This window comes from Arthrospira sp. PCC 8006 (genome assembly GCF_046480465.1).
In the GTDB taxonomy this organism is placed as follows: domain Bacteria; phylum Cyanobacteriota; class Cyanobacteriia; order Cyanobacteriales; family Microcoleaceae; genus Limnospira; species Limnospira platensis.
The window spans coordinates 21,198-45,730 of sequence record NZ_PKGG01000002.1 but is presented as its reverse complement, the minus strand read 5'-3'; the positions used below and the strand labels follow the sequence as shown (position 1 = coordinate 45,730).

The window sequence follows — 24,533 nt, the reverse complement described above, 5'->3', positions numbered from 1 at the left end:
CCAGAAATTAATGTTAGGTTGAAGCAGGGGACAGTAAACAACAGGGTTGATTTTGACAAGTTCATCCCTGAGAATGTATCTTCTGTTTTCAGGCTGCATATCTGTTGCTGTCCCTCACGATTTCAAAACTTGATCACACATTTTGATTGGACTGGTGGCTATCATGGAACTAAACGACTTTTTGAACCCCCGTTATCCTTATCGAGGATCCGACCAACCCGAAAATATGCTATTTAACGCCAACCTGCAAGAATTTGCTCAACAGGTTAGTTATATTGCCGCTTTGCAAACCAACGGGAAAATGTCCACCTATGAGTCTTATAAAAAAATCAAACAACAGTGGAAGAGACTCAAAAAAACCCATAAACAACTCACATAGTAGGCCAATTGATGAGTTGACCTACAGACAGATAACCGCGATCGCCCTTTTTTGGTAGGGAGAGAGGATTAAACTAGGGGATATAATCTATATCTAACTAGGGAACCTCCCTCCCTATGTTACTTAGTGATATCTATGATTAAATGCCATTATGCCCCCAAACAATATATTTCCCTAACCAGTCTGGGTCTACTCGCCCTAGGTGCGATCGCTTTACCTGCCCCCAGTTGGGCTCAAAACCCCACCAATAACCACCCTCCCGAACTTAATCAGCTTTCAGCGCCGCCAACTCAGGAAGCCGCATATACCTTGGGGGCGGGTGATGTAATCCAAGTATTTATTTTTCCCGTCGAACAATATAGCAGTCAACAAGAAGTATTAGTTGACGGTACGGTTAACCTTCCCCAAGCTGGTAGTATTTCCGTAAGTGGCATGACCTTAGAACAGGCGGCTAGGGCTATAGGCGATCGCTATGAAAGCGCCAGAATTTTACGAAACCCCAGAGTAACCATCAGCCTCATTACTCCCCGTCCCCTCAGAATAGGCATTTCTGGAGAAATCAACCGCCCCGGTTCCTATACCATGATTAGGGAAGGTTCCCAATTTCCCACCATTACCCGCGCCCTACAACTAGCCGGAGGTATCACCCAAGCCGCAGACCTGCGACAGGTGCAACTGCGACGACCCCAGCGGGGAACCTCAGACCAAATCATCAATCTAAATCTGATGGAACTCCTGCAAACAGGTAATCTCAGCACGGATATCCGGCTTAGGGATGGGGATGTTATCTATATTCCCACCGCCACCGAAATTAACCCAGAAATGGGGCGACAAATTGCTAGGGCTAGTTTTGCTAACAACGAAGCCACCCTAATTGATATTGCTGTATCTGGAGAAGTGCGCCGCCCCGGTCCCTACACCATCCCCAGTCAGGGAGGACCAGGGGGAGTCGCTACCATTACCCAAGCCATTAAGCAAGCCGGAGGAATTCGGCTAATGGCTGATATCAGTCGGGTGCAAATTCGCCGCCTGACGGGCCAGGGACAAGAACAAATACTAGAAGTCAACCTAGAACCCATCCTAGACGGAGATAATCTGCAACAGGATATAGTTCTACAAAATGGCGATAGTATCTTCATCCCTGGGGTAGAAACTGCCAATCTGGAACAATTATCTAACCGCCGCGCGGCGAGTTTTGCAGCAGACCAAAGCGAACCTTTAAATATTGCTGTGATTGGGCAAGTATTTCGACCGGGACCTTATACTGTTACTGGCACTGCTCGCACGGGAGATGCTGGAGTCCCTGGGGCGGCGGGTGGTGGTAGCATCCCGACAGTTACCCGCGCTATTCAGGTGGCGGGAGGGGTTAAACCAGAGGCTGATATTCGACAGGTGGAAATTAGGCGCTCTGATAGTCGTGGGAGTCGCCAAGTGATTACTATTAATCTTTGGGAATTACTGCAAAATGGTGATGCTACCCAGGATACAATATTACAGGAAGGGGATACGGTTTTTGTGCCTACAGCTACGGAGATTAACCCGGTGGAAATGGGGGCAATTGCTAACGCTAGTTTCTCCCCAAACAATATCCGTGTTAATGTAGTGGGGGAAGTGCAAAGGTCTGGAGTTGTTCAAATTCCGCCTAATACTCCCTTAAACGAGGCAATACTGACGGCCGGGGGGTTTACCTCTCGCGCCCATCAGTCCTCGGTGGAGTTGATTCGCTTTCGCCCTGATGGTACTGTGGAACAGCGCCGCCTACCAATAGATTTTACTCAGGGAGGTAATTCCCCTAATAATCCTCCTCTGCAAAATAATGATGTGGTGATTGTGGGGCGATCGACACTCGCAAGTATTTCGGATACAGTAGATACTATCATTACTCCCTTAAATAGGGTGCGATCGCTTTTTGTAGTCCCCAGTGCGTTTATTGATATTTTCAGGAATTACTAAGTCCGTTTTATCGCCGATAAATTTATGTTCTCCATTACTAAAAAAAGCTCCCGACAACGCGAAATTTTGGAAATTGTTTTCAGCAACGGCTGGGACTATATGCGGGGTTTGTTAGTGGGGGATAAACCAGAAGAACCTCGGCTACCATCTCCTGATGTCCTACGGAATATTTTAATTGAATTGGGTCCGGTTTATGTGAAGTTAGGACAACTTTTATCGACTCGTCCTGATTTGCTACCTGGAAGATATGTTGATGCTTTAACCGATTTACAAGCTAATGTTCCCGCTGTGGCTTGGGGGGATATTGAAACTCAACTTAGACAACAGTTTTCTCAACCTTTAGACCAGATTTTTAGTCGGATTGAAACTGAGGCGGTGGCGGCGGCATCTATTGGACAAATTCATCGCGCTACGTTGAAAAATGGCGAAGAAGTTGCCTTGAAAGTACAGCGCCCAGGAATTTCTATTATTGTTGAACAGGATATTAAGTTAATTAAGTCCTTGGCGGATTTAGTGGCGATTACTGACTGGGGAGAAGATTATGATATTGTGGCGATCGCTGAGGAATTTACTAGCGCATTAAAAGCCGAATTAGACTTTACCTCAGAAGCTGAATATACAGACAAATTGCGTCAAAATCTCTCCAAAACTCGCTGGTTTGACCCCGCCAAGTTAATCATTCCCAAGGTTTACTGGGAATTTACAACTCCTAATTTACTGGTTTTAGAATGGTTAAATGGTGTGCCTTTATTGCTGTCAGAACCTTCTAAGAAACAGACAAATGAGGATGATCCACGCCGGGGAGAAATTACCAGTTTATTATTTCGTGCCTTTTTTCAGCAAATCTATTTAGATGGGTTTTTTCATGCAGACCCCCACCCAGGAAATCTATTTTATCTTAATGATGGACGGGTAGCTATTTTAGACTGTGGAATGGTGGGACGGCTAGACCCTCGGACTCAGCAAATTTTAACGGAAATGTTACTAGCAGTGGTGGATATAGATGCTAGACGCTGCGCCCAACTTACCTTAGAATTAGCAGAATCATCGGAATCTGTGCAACTGGGTCGCCTGACTAATGATTATGATAGTATGCTGAGACGATATTATAATCTGAGTCTGGCAGAAATTAATTTTAGTCAGGTATTCTATGAGATTTTGCAGATTTCTCGGAATAATAAAATTCGCCTCCCTAGTAATATGGGATTATATGCTAAAACTTTGGCGAATTTGGAGGGAGTCACCCGCAGTTTCAACCCGGAAGTTAATTTACTCAATGAAATTAAACCATTGATGACGGAGTTATTTCGCAATCAGTTGTTAGGAAATAACCCCCTAGAGACTCTGTTGAGGACGGCTTTAGATCTCAAAAGTTTATCATTGCGATCGCCTAGTCAAATTGAAATGTTTTTAGACCGCGTTACTTCGGAAACACTCAAATGGAATATTAGAATCCCCGAATTAACTAGCCTGAAAAATAGCCTAAATGATGCAGCTAACCGCCTGTCTTTTAGTATTGTACTCGGTTCGTTAATTATGGGGGCGGCGATGATTTCAACTGGGGCAAAAACTCCCCAGTTGTCTCTGATTAGTAATATCCTCTTTGCGGCGGCTTCCCTGGTGGGGTTATGGCTGCTGGTGAGTGTATTGCGATCGGGAAATTTACGGTAAATTTACCTATAATAAGCCCCGATAGCGAATAAAAATTAACACCGCTGCCCAAGACCCCAAAGCCACCTTTAAGGCGACTAAAATATTCAGTAATGGCATAATGCCACCACTGACTAAACTCCCTAATTCACCGTGGGGGAATTCTATACCAAACAGAGTAATTACCGACAATAAAATAAAGATGAGGACGGAAATTTTCTCCCAAATAGATGCCTGCCAACGCTGATAAATTCCCTGCATTAACTCCGGTGGAGAAGTGATCGCAATTAGACCGATCGCCGTCCCTCCGGCTACTCCGGCCGCAAAACCACCCCCAGGGCTAAGATGACCCCTAATGGCTAATTCAATACTCACCAAAGCCGCAATAGTTGCCCCTAGTCGCGCTAAAACAATGGAGGGTTGATCAGTAAATCGATATACTTTACTCAGGGGTTTCTCGTTGGCGAGTAAAAAATTACAGCCCATAATTGAGATAGTAAAAACCACTACCTCGAAGATGGTATCATATAGGCGATTTCTGAAAATGATGCCAGAAACCGCATTAGGTACACCACTATCTTGCACTACTACTTCCACAATGGAAGGACCCAACCATTCATCAATTGGGTTGGATATCAACAACATCTTGATATAAAGTATGACACCCACAGCGATATAAACCCATTTCATTAATGTTTCTCCCCAGATTCTGTTAAGTTAAAATAGTTTAAAATGGTTATGGATGATGTCAGTTCGGCTTCCATAATCTCATGGAGCCGTTTGATTCTAGTTGTGGTGTAATAGGGTAAAGGTTCCGGTTCTGATGGTTCTGTAGTTTCTCCAGGTTTTGGTTGATTAGATTGGGTGGGGTATGGACTGGCAAATAGGGAATGTAAAGGCTGAATACAAGTGGCATGAATTTCCTTGGTGACTAAGGCATGATGTAACTCTTCTAAGTCCTTATAAGGTACTAATTCAACCCGCATATAATGTTGGCGAAAAATTAAGCGCAATTCATCGACAATTTTACCAAAAGGGCGATCGCTTTCCGGCAGTTGTAATTCCTCTTTTAAGACACCCAAACGCATGACCAAAGAAGAACGCACCGCCACGCCATACAGAGTAATTGCCAGCATCGTCCCCACTAATGCTTCAGTTAAGGCTACATCTGCAGCCCCTAAGATGGCATAAACCAAAGCAGCCACAGCACCCAATATACCACGAATTACTAAGGCATGATAGGGGTTAACTTGTAAAACTACCATGGCGGTGGCTAGAGGCATTAATGCCGTAATGAGATAGATAGTATTATCGTTCATCGTCACCTTCACTACTGGAACAGTAAGCTAATACATATCCTAAAACAGTATTCCAAATTGCCAAAGAGATAATGGCGAGAATGAGCAGGGGCCATTCGCTGGGAATTCTCAGTAATAGTCCGACAACTATGGTCATGGAACCCAAGGTATCAGAGACTGATAAACCATGTAGTTTGAATAATACTGAGCGATCGCCCACGAGGGGAAAGGTTCCCCAAAACCAAAAGACCACCCCAAGTAACATCAAAAGGTCACTGAATAAGTTAATCATGATTCACTTAGTTAATACATCACTCATGCGTCTAAGAATTTGAGCCAATAGCATTAAAGACGCATTCCCAACACTGAGAATAATTACCCCAACTACGCCAATCATCCAATCATCTCTTAAGACCGAGACAACTATAATCATGATCGATGTTTTACTAGCAATACTAGAAAATGCTAACACCTTTTGCCAAATATTATCATCTTGGCAGGCTTCGTAAATAGGAATCATTAAAGCTACCAGCATCATCATTAAGATGGTGTTCATGAGTCAGGCCTCCTGCGACGTACCCAATGGACTTCATACCAGCCCTCTTGGTGATATTTTAAAACAATGGTTTTGGGGGTAAAGGTAATGATAAAGATATCTAAAAAAATTAAACCAGGTGTCCTTTGGGGTTTAACTCTTTCCATGGTGATATCTTCGTAATTATGGGGTTTTAAGATCATCTCAAAAGCCTCTAGGTAGGCTTGAGGCACTGACTTAATGACTTCCCCAAAAGCCCTTAACCAGTCGTTTAAAGCCGCCTTAGAGGGGCGACGACCAGGTAATAGTAAACACACACTCACCCCGATAATGATATTAGCTAAACTCAGGTCAGCAGTAATCAGAAACCAAATAGCTAATCGCAGAATTAAGTTGAGAGATAGATATTTAATCATGCTATACTCACCGCAAAAACAAACCAAAACAGCACTGTTAACATGATGGTCATTCCACCAATAATATGTTCCAGCTTTTCCCAGTTTCTGGATAGGTTAACTTCCCAGTTTTTAAACAGCAGAAAATAAGCCAACCATCCGCTACCTATAGTTACCAGGGATTTGACAATATTATCAATGGTATAAGCTGATTGATAATAGAAAAAGTTAGCCAAAATTAGCCCCCCCAGGAGAATTACCATAGCTGGCAAGAGTCCCCGCTGCTTTGCCTCAGTTTCTGGGGTTTCTGGTAGTTGAGTATGGGGAATAAAGATGAATTTGGCAAAGTATATTGTGGTTCCTATGGCGGCTATATTTAGGATGATGTCTTGCCAAGATAACAGATTTTTAAAGGTGACCATTTTCGCCCCAAAACCTGCCAGTAAGGGGAAACCAGACACGGATAAACTAGCTATCAATAATGGTATCCAAACGGAGGTATTAATGGGCTGGGACTGTAGTTGCTTAAAGCTGCGACTGGGTAGGCTTCCAGCTATTAAGAATAAAGCTGATTTAACCAAGCCGTGGGTGAGGGCATAAAACCCAGCAACTACGGGGGCGGCGAGGACAAATCCTAATTGGGAAATGGTGCTAAAAGCTAGGGTTAGCTTGGTGTCTTTTTGAAAAACGGCATAAACTACGCCGAAAATGGCGGTGCTAATACCAAAGATTCTTAGCACTGGGTCAATCTCTGGTACAATGAGAGCGCAACGAATTAGGGGAAATACTCCGGCTTTGACTACGACTCCTGAGAGGAGGGCGGAAACGGGGGTTTCTGATTCGGAGTGGGTTAGCGGTAGCCATAACCCAGAGACAAACACGCCACCTTTGACTAATAGTGCCATTAGGATAAGGGCTATGGCTTCTGGAGGGGAAACCCGTAAGCCACTAAAGGCAAAGGAATGAGCGGCTTGGTAGACAAGACCGACCCCAATCAGATAGAATAGCATGGCGGTGTTGCTCACAAATAGATAGCGTAAGGCTATCCAAATGGAGCGATCGCTACGAGGATAGGAAATTAACAGGAAAACTGCGATTCCTAACACCTCTAGGGCTACATATATGCTAATAAAATCTTGACAAACAAATGTGGCATTAACAGTGCCATGTAAAATGATAGCCTGGGCATAAAAAAAGGCGGATTTACCCCGGTTCCAACAGTAAAAAACCACTGCCATGGTGACTAGGGCGTTGGTCAATATAAAGTAGCCACTTTGTTGATCAACTAATAGTTGAACACCAAAGTTATCTAGTAGTTTGATTTGCAAATCTGTATCATTTAACAGAACCTGCAACCCATAAGCTAGGGAACAAAGGGCTGCCAAAACAGCTAGATAGCGATCGAATTTGGGAAGTAAATAGATACTGAACCCGACAAACATTGGTAATGCTATCAATGCGATCGTAATATTGGTCATGGGGTATTGTTCTTTTCGATCTCGTCGGTTTCTAAGGTGGGGTTATCGCGGGCTAACTTCATGACACCAACCAGCATTAATGCTTGGACGGAAAAGCCAATTACGATCGCCGTCAAAATCACCGCCTGTGGCACCGGGTCGGCATAAGTGCCATTATCTGCGGCATTACCGATAATCGGTGTAAAAAAGCCATCCCGTGAGGCGATGAGTACATAATAGGCGATTACCCCTGTACTCATCACATCCATGGAGATAATTTTCATCATCAGGTTCTTTTTGAGAATGATGCCGAAAAATCCGAACATCACGGAGGCGAATACTAACGACTCTAACACAATTATCTGTCAGCTAAAGGAGTTGATGAATTATATGTAAAGCATACACGATTTCGGCAAAAAACAAAACATCTTTTTAGGGATTTTGGCAAAATTTAGTTAGTCCAAATCTCCTGTTTTATTGTGTCCAAAATTTAGGAGATTTTCAACCACACAACTAGCCAAAATATAGCGGTTAAACTCAGGGTCATGACCCCCATCAGGTGGTCTAATTTTTCCCAAGTTTTGGGCAGGTTAATTAGGGAATTTTTGAAAATCATAAAATAGGCTAACCAACCCACCCCAATAGTAGCTAAAGCCTTAGTAATCTTCTCGACGGAATAGGTGGACTCGTAATAGAGACTATTGGCACAAATTAAGGCAATAAACAGAATACCTATAGCGGGAAGTAATGCCAATTTTTGAGAGTCAAATTTTTCGGAATCGGCGGATTGTTGGTGGGGAATAAAGATAAATTTGGCAAAATATATCACGGTTCCGACTGAGGCAATATTGAGGGCGATATCTTCCCAAGTTGACAAGTCTTTAAAAACTAGAGCTTTGGCTGAAAAAATAGATAACAGCGGGAAACCAGATATAGACAAACTAGCCAGGAGTAGAATTAGCCAGAGAAAAGTATTAATGGGCTGTTGATGCAGTTGTTTAAAGTTGCGGCTGGGCAGGCTTCCTTCTATGAGGAATAAAGCGGATTTAACTAAGCCGTGACTGAGGGCATAAAAACTTCCGGCGACGGGGGCGACAATGATAAAACCTAATTGGGAAATACTGCTAAAAGCGAGGGTGCGTTTGGTGTCTGGTTCAAAAATGGCATAAATTGCACCTAACAAGGCGGCAGCTACCCCAAAGATGCTGAGAATTGGGCTAAATTCGGGTAGAATTAAGGCTAAACGTACTAAGGGAAAAACTCCGGCTTTGGTGACAATTCCTGAGAGAAGGGCGGAAACAGGGGTTTCTGATTCAGCATAGGTCATGGGTAGCCATAACCCTGAGACGAAGATACCACCCTTGGCTAATAAACCCATGAAGATAAGGGATATAGCCTCTGGGGAGGAACCCCGTAAGCCAGCAAAGGCAAAGGAATGATGGGCTTGGTAGACGAGGGCGACTCCTACCAGGTAGAATAGCATGGCGGTATTGCTGACAAATAGATAGCGTAAGCCTACCCAAATAGAGCGATCGCTGCGAGGATAAGCAATTAATAAAAAAACGCCTATTCCTAAGACTTCTAAAGCCACATATAGACTGATAAAGTCCTGGGAGAGAAAAATGGAGTTAAGGCTGCTATGAACAATTAATATCTGAGTAAAAAATAACCCGGACAGCCGGGACGACCAACAGTATAAAATCACCGCCATGGTGACTAGGGCGTTGGTCAAGATTAAGTAGCCACTGGTTTGGTCAATGAATAGTTGAACACCAAAGTTATTCAGTAGTTGTATATTCAGGTTGGGGGGTTCCAAAATAACCCATAACCCGTAAGCAAAAGACATCAGGACAACGGCCATAGCCGAATAGCGATCTATTTTGGGGAATAGATAAATGCAAAATCCTACCAAAATTGGCAGTAATATCAAGACGATGGTGATATAGGTCATGGGTTGTTATGGTCATCCAGATAATTACTCACATCAGGTTCTTAGTGAGAATCTAATATTTGGATTATACATGAGTCAGACACCAAAATATTTATGGGTATGCTGCCTCCCATGTGATCAAAAAAAAGAGGCGATCTGATCTAGTCAGAAACTCGCCTCTCAAATGGGCTTGAATTTATAGGTAACTCACAACCTATTCACCCATCATAACTGGTTCCGGGCCAAAAGTCGGAAATACAGTTTTGCCGTTATTTTCAGTCGCCACCACGGGATGACCATAATAGGCATCAATAATCAGTTGCTTGAGATCCTCAATTAAGGGATAGCGAGGATTGGCCCCTGTACACTGATCATCAAAGGCTTGATCGGCGACTTCATCAACCTTAGCTAAAAACTCGGCTTCGCTTTCTTTAACGACTTCTTTCATGGCTTTAGGAATGCCTACCTGATGCTTGAGTTCTTCAATAGCCAAAATTAGGCGATCGATTTTTTCATCATCAGTATTCCCTCCCAAATGCAAATAATCGGCCACCCGAGCATAACGCCATTTAGTGTTAGGATATTTGTATTGGGAGAAAGTGGCTTGTTTGAAGGGTGCATCAGTGGCATTGTAGCGAATTACATGGCTAATCATCAAGGCATTCGCTAAACCGTGGGGAATGTGGAAAGTCCCGCCTAATTGGTGGGCAATGGAATGGCAAATGCCTAAGAAACCATTAGCAAAAGCCATCCCAGCCATGGTAGAGGCATAGTGCATTTTTTCCCGTGCTTTCGGGTCATTCGCGCCATTTTTATAGGAACTAGGCAGATACTTGAAAATCAGCCGAATGGCTTCTAAAGCCATGCCATTAGTGTATTCGGAAGCCAAGACGGAAACAAAGGCTTCTAAGGCGTGAGTTAAGGCATCAATACCGCCAAAAGATGTTAAACTTTTGGGCATATTTAACACCAATTCGGGGTCAACGATCGCAATATTAGGAGTCAAGGCATAATCTGCCAAAGGATACTTAATATTATTGCGGCGATCGGTAACCACAGCAAAGGGTGTCACTTCCGAACCAGTTCCCGAAGTGGTAGGAATTGCCACCATTAGTGCTTTTTCTCCCAGCGGCGGCAAATCATAGACCCGTTTACGGATATCCATAAATCGCATCGCCAAACCTTCAAACTCAATATCTGGATGTTCATACATGAGCCACATAATCTTAGCAGCATCCATAGGCGACCCACCACCAATGGCAATAATGACATCCGGTTCAAAGGTATTCATGAGAGTTAAACCCCGTTGTACGGTATCCAAAGACGGGTCAGGTTCAACATCATAAAAAACGTCATATTTAACCCCGATTTCTTCGAGGACTTCCTCAAGAGATGCGGTAATTCCCAAGTTAAACAAAGGCTTATCAGTGACAATAAAAGCCCGTTTTTTACCTGCCAACTCTCGCAAAGCGACGGGTAGGGAACCATACTTGAAATAGATTTTGGGAGGGACTCGGAACCACAGCATATTTTCCCGTCGTTCGGCGACGGTTTTAATATTCAACAGGTGAGTAGGTTCGACGTTTTCACTAATGGAATTACCGCCCCAAGTTCCACAACCCAGAGTTAAAGAAGGGTCAAGACGGAAATTATACAAATCTCCGATCGCCCCTTGAGATGAAGGGGTATTAATTAACACCCGCGCCGTTTGTACCTTACCCTCAAAGGCGTTAATATGAGCAGTATTATTAGGGGAAGTATACAAGGCAGCGGTGTGACCACGACCTCCCAACTGTACCAAACGTTCAGCCTTCAGAACCGCATCCTCAAAATCTTTCGCCCGATACATAACCAAAACCGGCGATAGTTTTTCATGGGCGAAGGGGTCATCATCATCAATTTCCGGTCGTTCCCCGATAATCACACGGGTATTATCAGGAAGATTTAGCCCAGCCATTCCTCCCAATTTATTAACAGTTTGACCGACAATTTCGGGGTTAAGATGACCGTCTACAAAAATGACGTTAGCCATGCGATCGGTTTCTTCTGGGGTGAGGAAATAAGCACCACGGCTGAGAAATTCCTCCCGCACCTGGTCATAAATAGAATCAACGACAATTACAGACTGTTCACTAGCACAAATCATGCCATTGTCAAAAGTCTTACTCAGGATAATCGAAGATACCGCCATTTTAATATGAGCAGAATCATCAATTAAAGCCGGAGTATTCCCCGCCCCAACACCTAAAGAGGGTCGCCCGGAAGAGTAAGCAGCACGCACCATTCCCGGACCCCCTGTAGCGAGTATCAGTTTAATATCCTGATGTTGCATCAAGGCCTGAGATAGGGGAACTGTTGGTTCATCAATCCAACCAATAATATCTTCCGGCGCACCGGCTTCAACGGCTGCTTCCAGAATAATACGCGCCGCCTCATTAGTACATTTTTGGGCGCGGGGGTGGGGTGAAAATATAATCCCATTGCGAGTTTTTAGGGCAATTAAGGCCTTAAAAATAGCTGTAGAGGTGGGATTAGTAGTGGGGACAATACCTGCTAAGATGCCCACAGGTTCGGCGATTTTTTGGAATCCGAAGGATTTATCGGATTCAATAACACCACAGGTTTTGGTGTTTTTATACTTGTTGTAGATGATTTCTGAGGCGAAGTGATTTTTAATCACTTTATCCTCAACCACCCCCATACCTGTTTCTTCGACTGCTATTTTAGCTAGAGGTATACGCGCCGCATTAGCCGCTAGGGCAGCTTTCTTAAAAATGTAGTCTACCTGTTCTTGAGTGAAGCCAGAGAATTCTTGCTGGGCTGCTTTTACCCGCGCAATCAAGTTCTCTAATTCTTCGATATTGGTCACTCGGTTAACCATGAAAATACCTCAGATAGGACTATTGCCCAACTATGTACAGGGTCTTAGGCTGACCCATGCAGTACAGTAGTTGCTCAAAGATTTTGACTACCAGACAGTATAGCGCTTGTTCCTGATTTGTGTAGGTAGGACTTACTAAAACATCAAATTTGCGAGACTCCTCTACCCTTGATTATAGTAAAATGGTGTATCCGATGATACATCTTTCCTAAAGAATTAACTAAATTTTAACCTCCCATTAACTATCCAAATTGCGACATTCCCCAAGCCACCTAGTCATCAATTATCGATTATCCGGTAGGGGCGGGTTCCACGGTCAATCAAATTGACAACAAATAAGATTACTAAACCCGCCCCAAGCCACCTAGTCATCAATTATCGATTATCCGGTAGGGGCGGGTTCCACGGTCAATCAAATTGACAACAAATAAGATTACTAAACCCGCCCCAAGCCACCTAGTCATCAATTATCGATTATCCGGTAGGGGCGGGTTCCACGGTCAATGAAATTGACAACAAATAAGATTACTAAACCCGCCCCAAGCCACCTAGTMATCAATTATCGATTATCCGGTAGGGGCGGGTTCCACGGTCAATCAAATTGACGACAAATAAGATTACTAAACCCGCCCCAAGCCACCAAGTAATCAATTATCAATTATCAATTATTTAGTTGTCATAGTATGGATACCATCCCAGTCGGAGGGTGGGGTATTTTGTAGATAATTGTGGGCGCGACCGATATGAATTTCGACGGCTCTATCATCCGATCGCATTTTTTGAGCTACTTCAAAATGCTGAATAGCTAAGGCAAAATCCCTGGCTAAATAAGCCTGTCGTCCCAGATTATAATATCCCAAAAACTCGACCCATTCATCATCTAAAGCCTGATTTTTTGAGCCAATCAACTCATAAATATTAACGGCATTATTTTTACCTTTAACCCGGACTTTATCCAACTCCCTAACCCAAATGCGATCGCCACACAAATTATAAGTCATTTCACTTAAAATAATATCACAGCCATACAATTTAGTAAGCTGTTCCAAGCGGGAACTCAAATTAACCCCATCGCCAATCACAGTATAATCCATCCGTTTTTGAGAGCCAATATTTCCCGATACGACTTCTCCCGAACTCATACCAATACCAATTTTAATTTGAGGTTCATTAGGTCGAGACTCATTAAAATCTTTCAACCGTTTTCGCATATCCAAAGCGGACTTAACCGCCATCCAAGCATGATTATCTCTGAGAGGAAGAGGCGCACCAAACACCGCCATAAGTGCATCTCCGATAAACTTATCCAAAGTTCCTTCATGGGAAAAAACGGCTTCCACCATAGTTTCAAAATATTGATTTAGCAACGCCACGACATCAGAGGCTTCCAAATTTTCAGTTAAGGTGGTATAGCCACGAATATCAGAAAATAGAATAGTTACTTCTTTCCTTTCCCCAATCATCAAAGCATCTTCTCCCAAAGCCATAACCCGTTCAGCCACCCCAGGAGTCATATAGCGATACATGGTAGTTTTCATACGTTTTTCGCGGCTAATATCTTCCAAAACCACCAAACCACCCCGGACACCACCTTCTGGGTTAGTCAAAGGATTAACAGTTAAATTAATGCTACGTTCTAGCTGTCGAATTTCGGAAGCGATCGCCTCATTATCAGCCAAAGCATTGCCGTCTAAAAGCCTATATTCTTGACCCCAAACATGATAAATATCTGGTTTTTTCGCATCAGGAACCACCAAAATAGGAATGGGTGTTGTATCTCCAAATTCCCTAACTATCATTTCCACTAATCCCACAGTTAAACTTTGTTCCGGGACAAAATGGCGGGCGGCAAATTTGAGACTATCCTCAAGACGCAATTGCAAATTTTCAATAGGAAGAACATCCCAGATATATTGTCCGCTAAGTTGCTCTTCCCAATATTCGCGAATTTGTCGATGGCGGGGACGGTGACGGGGACAGCCGAGCAATTCCAAAGCAGCATCATTAATGGTAACAATGCGACCTTGTAAATCCGTAGAAATAACCACATCTGAGAGACTTTGGAGAATATCTTTTTGATACTGTTTCTCCACCATGACATTCTCAAAAAGTTGGGCATTTTGTAAAGCAATACCCGCCTGAGCATTAAAAGCCCGCAGAAATTCCTCATCGGAATCAGTGAAACTGCCTTTATGTTTATTGATTAACTGAGTGACACCGATCAGCTCACCTTTAGCGTTGTAAACTGGCATACAGAGAATATTACGAGTGCGATAGCCAGTTTTGCGATCGGTGGTCGGGTCAAAGCGAGGGTCTGCATAAGCATTGGTAATATTTAGCACTTGACCTGTGGAAGCCACATAACCCGCAATTCCCTTATTAGCCGGAATGCGAATTTCCATCATGGTTTTACCATCAGCCTTAGCCACTTTAGTCCAGAGTTCCTCGGTTTCTTTTTTGAGTAGGAAAATGGTACTGCGATCGGCTTGCATTAGGTCTCTGGCTTGTTCCATTACGGATAATAAAGTAGTTTCGAGATCTAAACTCTGACCGAGGGTAGTGGTAGCTTTGAGGAGGGCTGCTACACCTCGCTGGTTACGGGCGGCGACAAAAAACGATTGGCAGCTTTCGAGGATAATACCAATAGAATCAGCAAAGGAGCGAAATTGCTGTTCGTCTTCCTCGGTAAAAGGGCGATCGCCTGCTTTATTGAGGAGTCGCACCACCGCCACCGCTTCTTGAGGATTTTGGGTGCTAAAAATAGGCATACAGAGAATGCTACGCGCTTCGTACCCATGAGGTTGGTCAATAGCGGGGTCGAATAGTTCATGGGTTTGAGCATCAGTGATATTGAGGGCTTCTCCGGTACAGGCGACATGGCCGAGAATACCCACATCCATGGGTAGGCGAATTTCCTCGGTATGTTTAGCGTCGGAGTTACCCTCGCCGTCAGTAGAGTTGGTTTCGGGAGAGGTTTTGTACCAAAGCTGACCCTTGTTGCGATTAATCAAAAAAATGGTAGTGCGATCGGCTTCTAGGATTTGTCCGATTTTGAGAGTAAAGGCATCGAGAAGCTGTTCGAGGAGGGTTTCGATCGCTTCATTGTTAATCAGTTCGATAGCTCGGAGAAATTGTTGAAATTCTGCGGTAATGAAATCGAGAATACAAATAAACTCTCCCATTGGCAGATTTTTCACACGATCTGCCAACAAGCCCATGCGATTAACTTGAGTCAATGTAGCCAGAATGCTACCTGCGTGGGAAACTGTCATGGGTCGGGGTTAAATTGACAAAGGACTCCATCTGAACGGTTGATCCCCCGATTCAGTAGCCTCAAAAGGAAGAAGCAAGGAACAGCGATAATCTATTCCTTGTCTCAAGTCTACGGGTTTCCTTTCAACTAAGCAACAGAGGGCAGTGATTCACGAGCCAAAATATTTTGATAATAGCGCCTCAGTTGGCTAGTAGCAGCAGCCCACCCCCAGCGTTCGGCTTCTAATCGGGCATTTTGTCGCAACAGTTCCCGCTCATCACTATGGGATAATAGTCTACTGGTGGCTTTGATGGCTCCTTGTTCATCCTGGGGGTCAAACAGATAGCCATTTACTCCGTCAGTGACAATATCAGGAATTCCCCCAGACCGCGCGGCAACTACGGGGGTTCCTGCCGCCATAGCTTCGAGGAGGACTAAACCTAGGGTTTCTGTCCGGGAAGGGAAAATAAAGGCATCAGCGCAGGCGTAAGCGGCCGCTAATTGCTCTCCCCGCAGATAACCGACGAAGTTGGTGGGAGTTCCGGCAAAATGCTGTTCTAGGTTTTCCCGGTTCGGACCATCTCCGACTAGGGCGAGACGGGCGTTGGGTATTGCTGCTAGAATAGGTTTAATGCGATCGATTTCTTTTTCGGCTCCTAGTCTGCCTACATACAACAGTAGGGTATCGTCTGGGTTTCCCATACTGAGGCGATCGCGCATTTCTTTAGTGGCTTTATGGGGTTGGAACATTTCTGTATCCACCCCCCTCTGCCATAGGTCTACCCGTTCAATGCCATGATTGCGTAACTCCTCAACCATTGCTGTGGAGGTACACAGGTTTAACATAGCCTGATTATGGGCTGTACGCAATAACCCCCACAGGAATTCCTCTAGCATTCCTAAGCCGTAGTGGTGCAGGTATTGGGGTAGATGGGTATGGTAGGAGGCTACTAACCCGACGTTGAGTTTTTTACCATAATACAGGCCACTTAATCCCAATACGGCTGGGTTGGCTACATGGATAATATCTGGTTTAAATTCCGCTAATTTTGCCCCAATTCCCGGATGAGGAAGACCGATTTTGAGTTCAGGATACATGGGGAGAGGAAATCCCTCTACACCGTAGATTTGACAGCCTTTATATTCGGTTAATCCACCTTCTGGAGAAACTATTAGCACCTCATCACCTAGGCGATTTAGTTGTTCGGCGGTATGACATAAACGGGTGACAATCCCATCTATTTTCGGTAAAAATGTTTCAGTAAAAAGGGCGATTCTCATAAAAAGTTAGCGCGGCTTGTCAAATATTTTGGAAGGGTTTAGAGACCATAAAAAAACCAGTCTTTTCGACTCAAGTAATCACCAGTGTATAATTAACCCATTTTTAGTTATCTGAGGTAACGGGTTGATTATTGTTGGCGGCTGGTGTGGTAGTGGGTGATAACAGTCGATACTTCAGCAGGAAGCCAAAATATGCGAACAGGACAATGATGGCTGTGCCAATGCCGACAGGACTAGGAACCCAGAAAATGGCTTCTAGTCGGTTAATCTCCCCAGGTTGGAGAGTCCATACTACCAACTTGCCGTTTTCTTCTGTGGTCGGGTTGGAGTCAGAGTCGGGGTTGCCGTCAGCTATCACCCGCGCTCCCCAAGGGGTAATCAGCCTAAATTCTAGGTCGATCAGGTTTTCGGCCCCAACAATAACGTTATCCTCGCTGGCTACTAGGGCTAGGGATGTTAGGTCTAATTCTAGGTTAATCCGATTACGCAGAGCAAATATTAAGTTATTTTGCTTTAAGCGCAAATCTGAGGCAAATTGTGGTAGTTGCCCTTCTGTAGCCGGAAGCGATCGGCTAGAGGGGGGAGTGATGGGGTTAAAAAAGGCGCTAAATTTTTTCTGTAAATCTGCCCCATTGTAAAAGGGGATAGTAACTTCAATCTCCTGATTGGACAATTGTTTAGCTTTACCGTTGAGAAGTTTGGCGCGACGACGTAGACTCGGAAGCCACTCATCTAAAGCGTCTGACCCTAAGTTAGTCACTTCTTCGGCTAACCGGATATGCTGGACAATTTTGCCGTGGGTCTGATCAGAAAATTCAATCCCTATATCGGAGTGAACACATCCCCCCAGCATCAGGGAAACTAAACCCATGATGATCAGAACTCGCAATCGTTTCAACATCCGTATTTGCCTCACCAGAACATCGGCTGCTCATCTGTTTCTCCTCTTCTCATCAAACCCGATCGCCAAACCATTGTCAATTGCTGAGGGGTTAATTTTTAATTCCTGTGGTAGCAATGCCTCGGATGAACTGTCGCTGACCCAACAGGAATAAGATCACCACGGGGACAGTGGCAATAACTACGGCGGCCATTAGTAGTTGCCAACTGCTGGTAAACTGTTCCTGAAATTCGGCTAAAGCTAGTTGTACGGTTCTTAACTCGGGTCGGGTGGTAAATACTAAGGGCTTGAATAAATCATTCCATTCGCCAATGAAGGTAAATAGAAACAGGGTTACCAGGGCGGGACGGGCTAGGGGTAGCATGATCTGGGTGAGAATTTGCCAGCGGTTGGCCCCGTCAATGGTGGCCGCTTCCTCTAAGGCTAAGGGAATGGTGATGAAATATTGGCGTAACAGAAAAATCCCGAAGCCATTGACGGCTGTGGGTAGGATTAAGGCCCAGTAGGAGTTGAGTAAATGACCCCATTTGAGGACGAGAAAAATGGGAACTACTAACAATTGAAAGGGAATTACCAAGGTCGCCAAGACTACTAAGACGATCGCCTGTCGGCCGCGAAATTTGAGTCGCGCTAGGGCATAACCCGCTAGGGCTGAGGTGATCACCTGAAAGGCGGTTACAGATAAGGCGACAAAGGTGGAATTAGCGAAGGCTAACAGAAAGCTACCCCGCTGCCATGCCTGTTGGTAGTTTGCCAGGGTAAGCTGAGAACTATCGGCGGCGCTAGGTTCTGATAGGGAGGTGAACACTACGATCACTAGGGGCAGCAGGACAATTCCCGCCCCCACCAGTAACAACAACAGGGTTAGCACCTGAAAAAAAGTATTCCAGTTTACAGATTTTTTCATAAAGTTGAGTTAAAGAGCGATCGAAAATTGGATTAAGATAAACTTATCAAAAATGCCATGATTATTAAGTTTAACTGGGTGTGTCAGGAACTAATCTTAGAAAATACGACAAAGTTGGTCAATTCCTGGAATAAATAGATAAAGTAAACTATAAAGATCCTAATGCTTGCTGATGCTAAAGGCCATTGAGTGAGTCAGATGCCATAATTCTGTATCTGGATTCTCAGTGTAATGGCCATTGATGGGGGAAGCAAGCCATAAAAATAGCAGAATTTTGACCCCCACTGTACGGTCAGGCAGATCGAAACAGGTTCTCGGACATGAGAGCAAAACGCTTGGGGAGATATCTACCTCTGGATATCTGGCTTTCGAGTTGGATGTGTAAGTGATATCACTGAACCAAGAATTCCACTGCTAATAAGGGTGGGAGCGTCAAAAACAGCTCATTTGTTTGTTACCAGGAGAAATTTAATTTATGCCACAGCTTGAAACAATTGCTGAACTAGACTTTCAGAACGAAACCTATAAAGATGCCTATAGCCGGATTAATGCGATCGTAATTGAAGGTGAGCAAGAAGCATCTGATAATTACATCAAACTGGGTGAAATGCTGCCGGAAGAACGGGAAGAGTTGATTCGTCTGTCGAAAATGGAAAAGCGTCACATGAAAGGGTTTCAGGCTTGTGGTCGCAACCTGGAAGTTAGCCCCGACATGGACTTTGGCCGTGAGTTCTTTGCTCAACTGCATGGTAACTTCCAAAAGGCGGCGGCTGAAGGTAAGTTGGTCACTTGTTTGCTGATCCAATCTTTAATTATTGAAAGTTTTGCGATCGCTGCTTACAACATCTATATCCCGGTGGCTGATCCCTTTGCTCGCAAAATTACCGAAGGCGTGGTTAAAGATGAGTACGAGCATCTGAACTTTGGCGAGGAGTGGCTGAAAGCTCACTTTGAAGAGTCCAAAGCTGAATTAGAAGAAGCTAACCGCCAAAACTTACCCCTGGTCTGGAAAATGCTTAACCAGGTGGAAAAAGATGCCAGTATCCTGGGAATGGAGAAAGAAGCCTTAATTGAGGACTTCATGATTGCCTATGGGGAAGCTCTGAGCAATATTGGTTTCACTACCCGCGATATTATGCGGATGTCTGCTTATGGCTTGGCAGGAGTTTAACTCAGTCAGGTTGAGATTTTGAACAAAAACGGTCGGTGCTGTCGGTGCTGTCGGTGAGCGCAGCCGAACCGCTGAACAGGTGGCGGTCTGCGATCGCCACGGTCTTAATCGTCATAGCCTGATCCTCTGAGCAACAAATCCCAGCCCTAGAGCGTTTAATCCACGCAACAGCTAAACGTCCTGTCGTGAAATACCCGTCCATCGATAGGATATTCTACAAGTTCCCTAGCTACTACCGCAGAGCGGCCATCAGCGCCATTGGGCAGGTCAGCATCAAAACTGGCTTACGATGGGTCTAGGATGGTGAAACGAGACTCAAAAAACTATGCTCTGGCTGTATTTTCCCATGGGAAGCGCTATAACTGCGACCTGAATGGAAGTCAAGATATTGCCGAGAGGAATGCTGAAGCTCACTCGCAGAAATGACGGTGAGGAGGGCTCGCGCAAATGTTCTGGAGGTTCGCCTAGAAGCTGGGCTTGTTTGTGTGATATTTGGACTCAGGCGAGTCCGGGATTACCATAAGACACTCCCACCTCGCGCCCTCGCAGGTGGGGAGGGCTTCATTCTGAATTGCTGGCACTATGGGCAGGTTGGTGATGAGATTAAGGATAAAGTCACAAGCCAACCTGCTCCTTTGCAGGTAAAATTAATTTCTATATCCGGCATCGACTCCCATATTTTTGCCGGGAGATCGGTAAATAGAATAGCCTCCCCCAAGAGGATGTTAACTAAAAATAACTAAATAACTCAATCGAATCATGTTTGGTCTCATCGGTCATCTTACCAGTTTGGAACACGCCCAGGTTGTGGCTCGGGATTTGGGTTATGCAGAATATGCTGATCAAGGTCTGGATTTTTGGTGCAGCGCACCACCCGTAATTGTTGAGGATCTTAAGGTAACAAGTATTACGGGTCAGGTAATTGAGGGTAGGTATGTAGAGTCTTGCTTCTTACCCGAAATGTTGGCTACTAACCGCATGAAAGCTGCTACTCGCAAAATTATTAATGCTATGGCTCATGCTCAAAAAAATGGCATTAATATTACGGCTTTGGGGGGGTTTTCTTCGATTATTTTGGAGAGATTTAATTTGGATCAACTGGGTAGAATTCGCAACATTAAGTTGGAGTTTGAGCGCTTCACTACCGGAAACACACACACGGCTTATATTATTTGCCGTCAAGTCGAACAAGCCGCACCGAAATTGGGAATAGATTTATCTAAGGCTACTGTGGCGGTTTGTGGTGCTACCGGAGATATTGGGAGTGCGGTTTGTCGGTGGCTAAATGGCAGACTTGATGTGGCTGAAATACTATTGATTGCTCGCGATCGCCAAAGACTCCAAAACCTCCAAGCTGAATTGGGACGGGGTAAAATTATGGCCTTAGATGAAGCATTACCCAAGGCTGATATTGTGGTTTGGGTCGCTAGTATGCCCCAGGGGGTGGAAATTGACCCGGAGGTTTTGAAAAAACCCTGTTTGTTGATTGATGGCGGCTATCCTAAAAATTTAGCCACGAAGGTGCAAAGCCCTGGTGTTCATGTCCTGTCTGGGGGCATTGTGGAACACGCTTTAGATATTGACTGGAAAATCATGAAAATTGTCAATATGAATGTTCCCGGTCGCCAGCTATTCGCCTGTTTTGCGGAATCTATGTTATTGGAGTTTGAGGCTATATATACCAATTTTTCTTGGGGCCGAAATCAAATCACTTTGGATAAAATGGATATGATTGGTCGGATGTCTATTAAACATGGTTTTAAGCCACTGATGTTATAATTCTTTCCCCCTCCTCACCCGCTCTTCTCAAACTCTGTTGACCTGGCAATTTCGGGTGAGGATCTGATTATTACTTGTGGCTTTTGGGGGGAATGCACAAAATATGGTTTTTGTCAAGGGTGATAAAAATAGTGGGGGCATTTTCGTCAAAAACTCGTGCATCGTGAATTTTATTTTTTGCTGGCAGAATAACTTTAACCGCGAGATAATCAGGGTTTCCGGCTGTATTTTTGCATATAGGCACAGTAAGCCCTTGGGTGCAATTTCTCCCAGCTTACCACAACCCCTATAATCTCGTCAACTTTTTGCGAGAAATTGGCAATAAAATTGTATTAATTCTTAACAATCTTTGGAAAAAAAAATATATTTGGTTGTATGAATTAGCAAAACTTATATAAAATTCGACAAGTAGGGGCAGGGGGTGGGGCAGTTCATTAACGGTAGAACCCGCCCCGATAGTTGAGAATTAAAGGGTTAATCTCTCATTTTTTCAGACCAAACGCGAGTGGGAAGACCCCAAACATAGATAAATCCTTCGGCGGCTTTGTGGTCAAATACATCTTCAGAGCCGTAAGTAGCCAGGTCAAGGCTGTAGAGGGATTTGTCAGACTTGCGGCCGACAATGTTGCAATTGCCTTTAAACAGTTTGACCCGTACAGTGCCGCTGACCCGTTCTTGAGTTTGTTTGATAAAGGCATCGATCGCACCTTTGAGGGGACTAAACCAGAGGCCATTATAGACAATTTGGCTATAGGTTTCCTCAATGGCGCGTTTATAGCGGGTGACATCAGAAGTGAGAACCAGACTTTCAAGATCTCGGTGAGCCTGAATGAGTACAACCATGGCAGGGGATTCGTAAACTTCCCGAGATTTAATGCCTACCAAACGATTCTCGATCATATCAATGCGTCCGATACCGTGGTTTCCGGCGATCGCATTTAAGCGAGAGATCAGGTCAACCCCGTTGAGTGCTTCCCCATTGAGGCTAACAGGAATGCCAGCTTGGAAGCCAATTTCTACATATTCGGGCTCGTCAGGAGTATCAGCGATCGCTTTAGTCATCCCATAAATATCCTCTGGGGGTTCAACCCAGGGATCTTCGAGTGGTCCAGCTTCGATCGCCATACCAAGCAAGTTGCGATCGAGACTGTAGGGGGAAGACTTTTTAACCGGGAAGGAAATGCCACATTTTTCCCCATAGGCGATCGTCTCTTCCCGACTCATACCCCATTCCCTAGCCGGAGCCAAAATCTTAATATTAGGGTTGAGAGCGCCGATAGACACATCAAAGCGGACCTGATCATTGCCTTTTCCCGTGCAACCGTGAGCGATCGCATCTGCTCCGTATTTTTCGGCAACTTCCACCAAAATCTGAGCAATCAAAGGACGTGCTAAAGCCGTAGCCAGGGGATAGCGATTCTCATACAAAGCATTGGCTTGAATAGCCGGAAAAGCAAACTCCTGGACAAATCGCTGTTGTACATCAATCACTAAAGACTCACTCGCGCCAGAGTCGAGGGCCTTTTGTTTCACTGGTCCTAGTTCATCACCTTGTCCCAAGTCAACCGCCACAGTAATTACTTCAGCTACCCCAAACTCGTTTTTGAGGTAAGGAATACAGACGGAGGTATCTACACCACCAGAGTAGGCAAGTACAGCTTTTTCAGCGCGACCCATAATCTACCAAAGCTCCTAGACAACAAACATTTCATTATCACCCCAATCGCCACGATTTAACAGTGAACGGGTAACAATTAGGTTATAGTTTCAGAGCATCGCCAACTGTCCCCCAAAATCTATGTTTTTTAGCGTTGTTATCCCCACCTATAACCGTTTACCGATTTTACAGAAGTGTCTGAGAGCATTAGAAAATCAAGCCTATAGCGCCGCCGTGACGGGTTTAGAGGTGGTGTTAGTCGATGACGGTTCCACTGATGGGACTGTGGAATGGTTGGCCACTCATCAGGGCGCATTTCCCCATCTTCGCATTTACCAGCAAGACCACCAGGGACCGGCGGCGGCGCGAAATTTGGGAGTTGAACAGGCTAGGGGAGAGATTATTGTTTTTATCGATAGTGATTTGGTGGTAACTGATAGCTTTCTGGAGGCTCACGCTAGGGCATTAATTGCCAACTCTCAAAAAAGCGATCGCATCTTTACCTATGGTCGAGTTGTCAATACCTGCAATTTTGAACATCCCACCACAGAACCCTATAAAATTACCGATTTTTCCGCCGCTTATTTTGCTACTGGAAATGTGGCGATCGCCCGCCATTGGTTAATCGAAGCCGGATTATTTGACCCTCAATTTCAGCTTTATGGTTGGGAAGACCTCRAACTAGGAGTTAGGCTCAAAAAATTAGGCTTAAAATTAATCAAATGCCCCGCCGCCGTCGGATATCATTGGCATCCACCCTTTAGCTTAGAACAAATACCCGCCCTAATTGAAAAGGAAAAACAAAGGGGCAGAATGGGGGTAGTTTTCTACCAAAAACATCCTACATGGTCAGTAAAAATGATGATTCAAATGACAATTTTGCATCGGATACTCTGGGGGATTTTATCCCTCAGAGGTCAACTTAATGAAAGGACAATGGCGCATTTTTTACAGTGGTTAATTAATCGTGGTCAGTCTCAATTAGCCTTAGAAATTTCTCGGATTTTTTTGAATTGGTATAATGTGCAAGCCGTACAACAATATTGGGCCAGCCGAGAGCATACTTAATTAAATATTTGCCAGCTTGGTTCACTATTGACCTACAC

The 24,533-nt window shown here is 44.5% G+C and carries 20 protein-coding genes; 6 read left to right on the top strand and 14 right to left on the bottom strand.

The genetic code is table 11. The features are described 5' to 3' along the window. The first annotated feature begins 163 nt into the window (after window positions 1-163). The 3 genes from B9T16_RS00620 (at window position 164) to B9T16_RS00610 (ending at window position 4,003) form a co-directional block, all read left to right on the top strand. Window positions 164-379, top strand: coding sequence for a hypothetical protein (locus tag B9T16_RS00620; protein ID WP_043468592.1), 216 nt, complete (start codon window positions 164-166; stop codon window positions 377-379). Between the two features lie 135 nt (window positions 380-514). Continuing rightward, window positions 515-2,332, top strand: coding sequence for an SLBB domain-containing protein (locus tag B9T16_RS00615; protein WP_410243878.1), 1,818 nt, complete (start codon window positions 515-517; stop codon window positions 2,330-2,332). 24 nt (window positions 2,333-2,356) lie between these two features. Then, the gene (locus B9T16_RS00610; RefSeq protein ID WP_410243877.1) at window positions 2,357-4,003 is read left to right on the top strand and encodes an ABC1 kinase family protein; all 1,647 of its coding nucleotides are present in this window, start codon (window positions 2,357-2,359) and stop codon (window positions 4,001-4,003) included. Between the two features lie 6 nt (window positions 4,004-4,009). Here the strand turns inward: B9T16_RS00610 and B9T16_RS00605 are convergent, their stop codons facing one another. From B9T16_RS00605 to B9T16_RS00545, 13 genes are all read right to left on the bottom strand, one after another. Then, entirely contained in the window at window positions 4,010-4,672 is a 663-nt protein-coding gene (locus B9T16_RS00605) for a Na(+)/H(+) antiporter subunit B (protein ID WP_006619695.1), read from the bottom strand. Further along, the gene (locus B9T16_RS00600) at window positions 4,672-5,301 is read right to left on the bottom strand and encodes a DUF4040 domain-containing protein (RefSeq protein ID WP_006619694.1); all 630 of its coding nucleotides are present in this window, start codon (window positions 5,299-5,301) and stop codon (window positions 4,672-4,674) included. The genes B9T16_RS00605 and B9T16_RS00600 overlap by 1 nt, the downstream gene beginning before the upstream one ends. Further along, complete coding sequence (locus B9T16_RS00595) at window positions 5,291-5,572, bottom strand: monovalent cation/H(+) antiporter subunit G (protein WP_006619693.1); 282 nt, start codon at window positions 5,570-5,572, stop codon at window positions 5,291-5,293. The genes B9T16_RS00600 and B9T16_RS00595 overlap by 11 nt, the downstream gene beginning before the upstream one ends. 3 nt (window positions 5,573-5,575) lie before the next feature. After that, a complete protein-coding gene (locus tag B9T16_RS00590) occupies window positions 5,576-5,836 on the bottom strand; it encodes a hypothetical protein (protein ID WP_410243876.1) in 261 nt (86 codons plus the stop codon). Beyond that, window positions 5,833-6,231, bottom strand: a complete 399-nt coding sequence (locus B9T16_RS00585; RefSeq protein WP_410243875.1) for a cation:proton antiporter — start codon at window positions 6,229-6,231, stop codon at window positions 5,833-5,835. The genes B9T16_RS00590 and B9T16_RS00585 overlap by 4 nt, the downstream gene beginning before the upstream one ends. Next, window positions 6,228-7,688: a cation:proton antiporter gene (locus B9T16_RS00580; protein ID WP_410243874.1), complete on the bottom strand. Its 1,461-nt coding sequence runs from the start codon at window positions 7,686-7,688 to the stop codon at window positions 6,228-6,230. The genes B9T16_RS00585 and B9T16_RS00580 overlap by 4 nt, the downstream gene beginning before the upstream one ends. Next, window positions 7,685-8,023 carry an NADH-quinone oxidoreductase subunit K gene (locus B9T16_RS00575; protein WP_317269229.1) on the bottom strand — a complete coding sequence of 113 codons (339 nt, stop codon included), beginning with the start codon at window positions 8,021-8,023 and terminating at the stop codon, window positions 7,685-7,687. The genes B9T16_RS00580 and B9T16_RS00575 overlap by 4 nt, the downstream gene beginning before the upstream one ends. Window positions 8,024-8,157: 134 nt before the next feature. Then, entirely contained in the window at window positions 8,158-9,618 is a 1,461-nt protein-coding gene (locus tag B9T16_RS00570) for a cation:proton antiporter (protein ID WP_410243873.1), read from the bottom strand. Between the two features lie 193 nt (window positions 9,619-9,811). Further along, window positions 9,812-12,478 carry a bifunctional acetaldehyde-CoA/alcohol dehydrogenase gene (gene adhE / locus B9T16_RS00565; protein WP_006619687.1) on the bottom strand — a complete coding sequence of 889 codons (2,667 nt, stop codon included), beginning with the start codon at window positions 12,476-12,478 and terminating at the stop codon, window positions 9,812-9,814. Between the two features lie 665 nt (window positions 12,479-13,143). Beyond that, a complete protein-coding gene (locus B9T16_RS00560; protein WP_006617170.1) occupies window positions 13,144-15,750 on the bottom strand; it encodes an adenylate/guanylate cyclase domain-containing protein in 2,607 nt (868 codons plus the stop codon). A 128-nt stretch (window positions 15,751-15,878) separates the two neighbouring features. Then, window positions 15,879-17,012, bottom strand: a complete 1,134-nt coding sequence (locus B9T16_RS00555; RefSeq protein WP_006617169.1) for a glycosyltransferase — start codon at window positions 17,010-17,012, stop codon at window positions 15,879-15,881. A 103-nt stretch (window positions 17,013-17,115) separates the two neighbouring features. Then, complete coding sequence (locus B9T16_RS00550; RefSeq protein WP_006617168.1) at window positions 17,116-17,913, bottom strand: DUF3153 domain-containing protein; 798 nt, start codon at window positions 17,911-17,913, stop codon at window positions 17,116-17,118. Window positions 17,914-18,004: 91 nt separating this feature from the next. Beyond that, a complete protein-coding gene (locus B9T16_RS00545; protein WP_006617167.1) occupies window positions 18,005-18,820 on the bottom strand; it encodes a carbohydrate ABC transporter permease in 816 nt (271 codons plus the stop codon). Window positions 18,821-19,295: 475 nt separating this feature from the next. On the opposite strand from B9T16_RS00545, the gene B9T16_RS00540 reads away from it, so the two are divergent. Both B9T16_RS00540 and B9T16_RS00535 read left to right on the top strand, forming a co-directional pair. Continuing rightward, window positions 19,296-19,991, top strand: a complete 696-nt coding sequence (locus B9T16_RS00540) for an aldehyde oxygenase (deformylating) (protein WP_006617166.1) — start codon at window positions 19,296-19,298, stop codon at window positions 19,989-19,991. 759 nt (window positions 19,992-20,750) lie between these two features. Then, window positions 20,751-21,770 carry a long-chain acyl-[acyl-carrier-protein] reductase gene (locus B9T16_RS00535; RefSeq protein WP_410243872.1) on the top strand — a complete coding sequence of 340 codons (1,020 nt, stop codon included), beginning with the start codon at window positions 20,751-20,753 and terminating at the stop codon, window positions 21,768-21,770. 474 nt (window positions 21,771-22,244) lie between these two features. On the opposite strand, the gene B9T16_RS00530 is transcribed toward B9T16_RS00535, so the two are convergent. Then, on the bottom strand, window positions 22,245-23,447 hold the full coding sequence (locus B9T16_RS00530; RefSeq protein ID WP_410243871.1) for an argininosuccinate synthase: 1,203 nt from the start codon (window positions 23,445-23,447) through the stop codon (window positions 22,245-22,247). A 121-nt stretch (window positions 23,448-23,568) separates the two neighbouring features. On the opposite strand from B9T16_RS00530, the gene B9T16_RS00525 reads away from it, so the two are divergent. After that, window positions 23,569-24,495 carry a glycosyltransferase family 2 protein gene (locus B9T16_RS00525; RefSeq protein ID WP_410243870.1) on the top strand — a complete coding sequence of 309 codons (927 nt, stop codon included), beginning with the start codon at window positions 23,569-23,571 and terminating at the stop codon, window positions 24,493-24,495. Window positions 24,496-24,533: the final 38 nt, after the last annotated feature.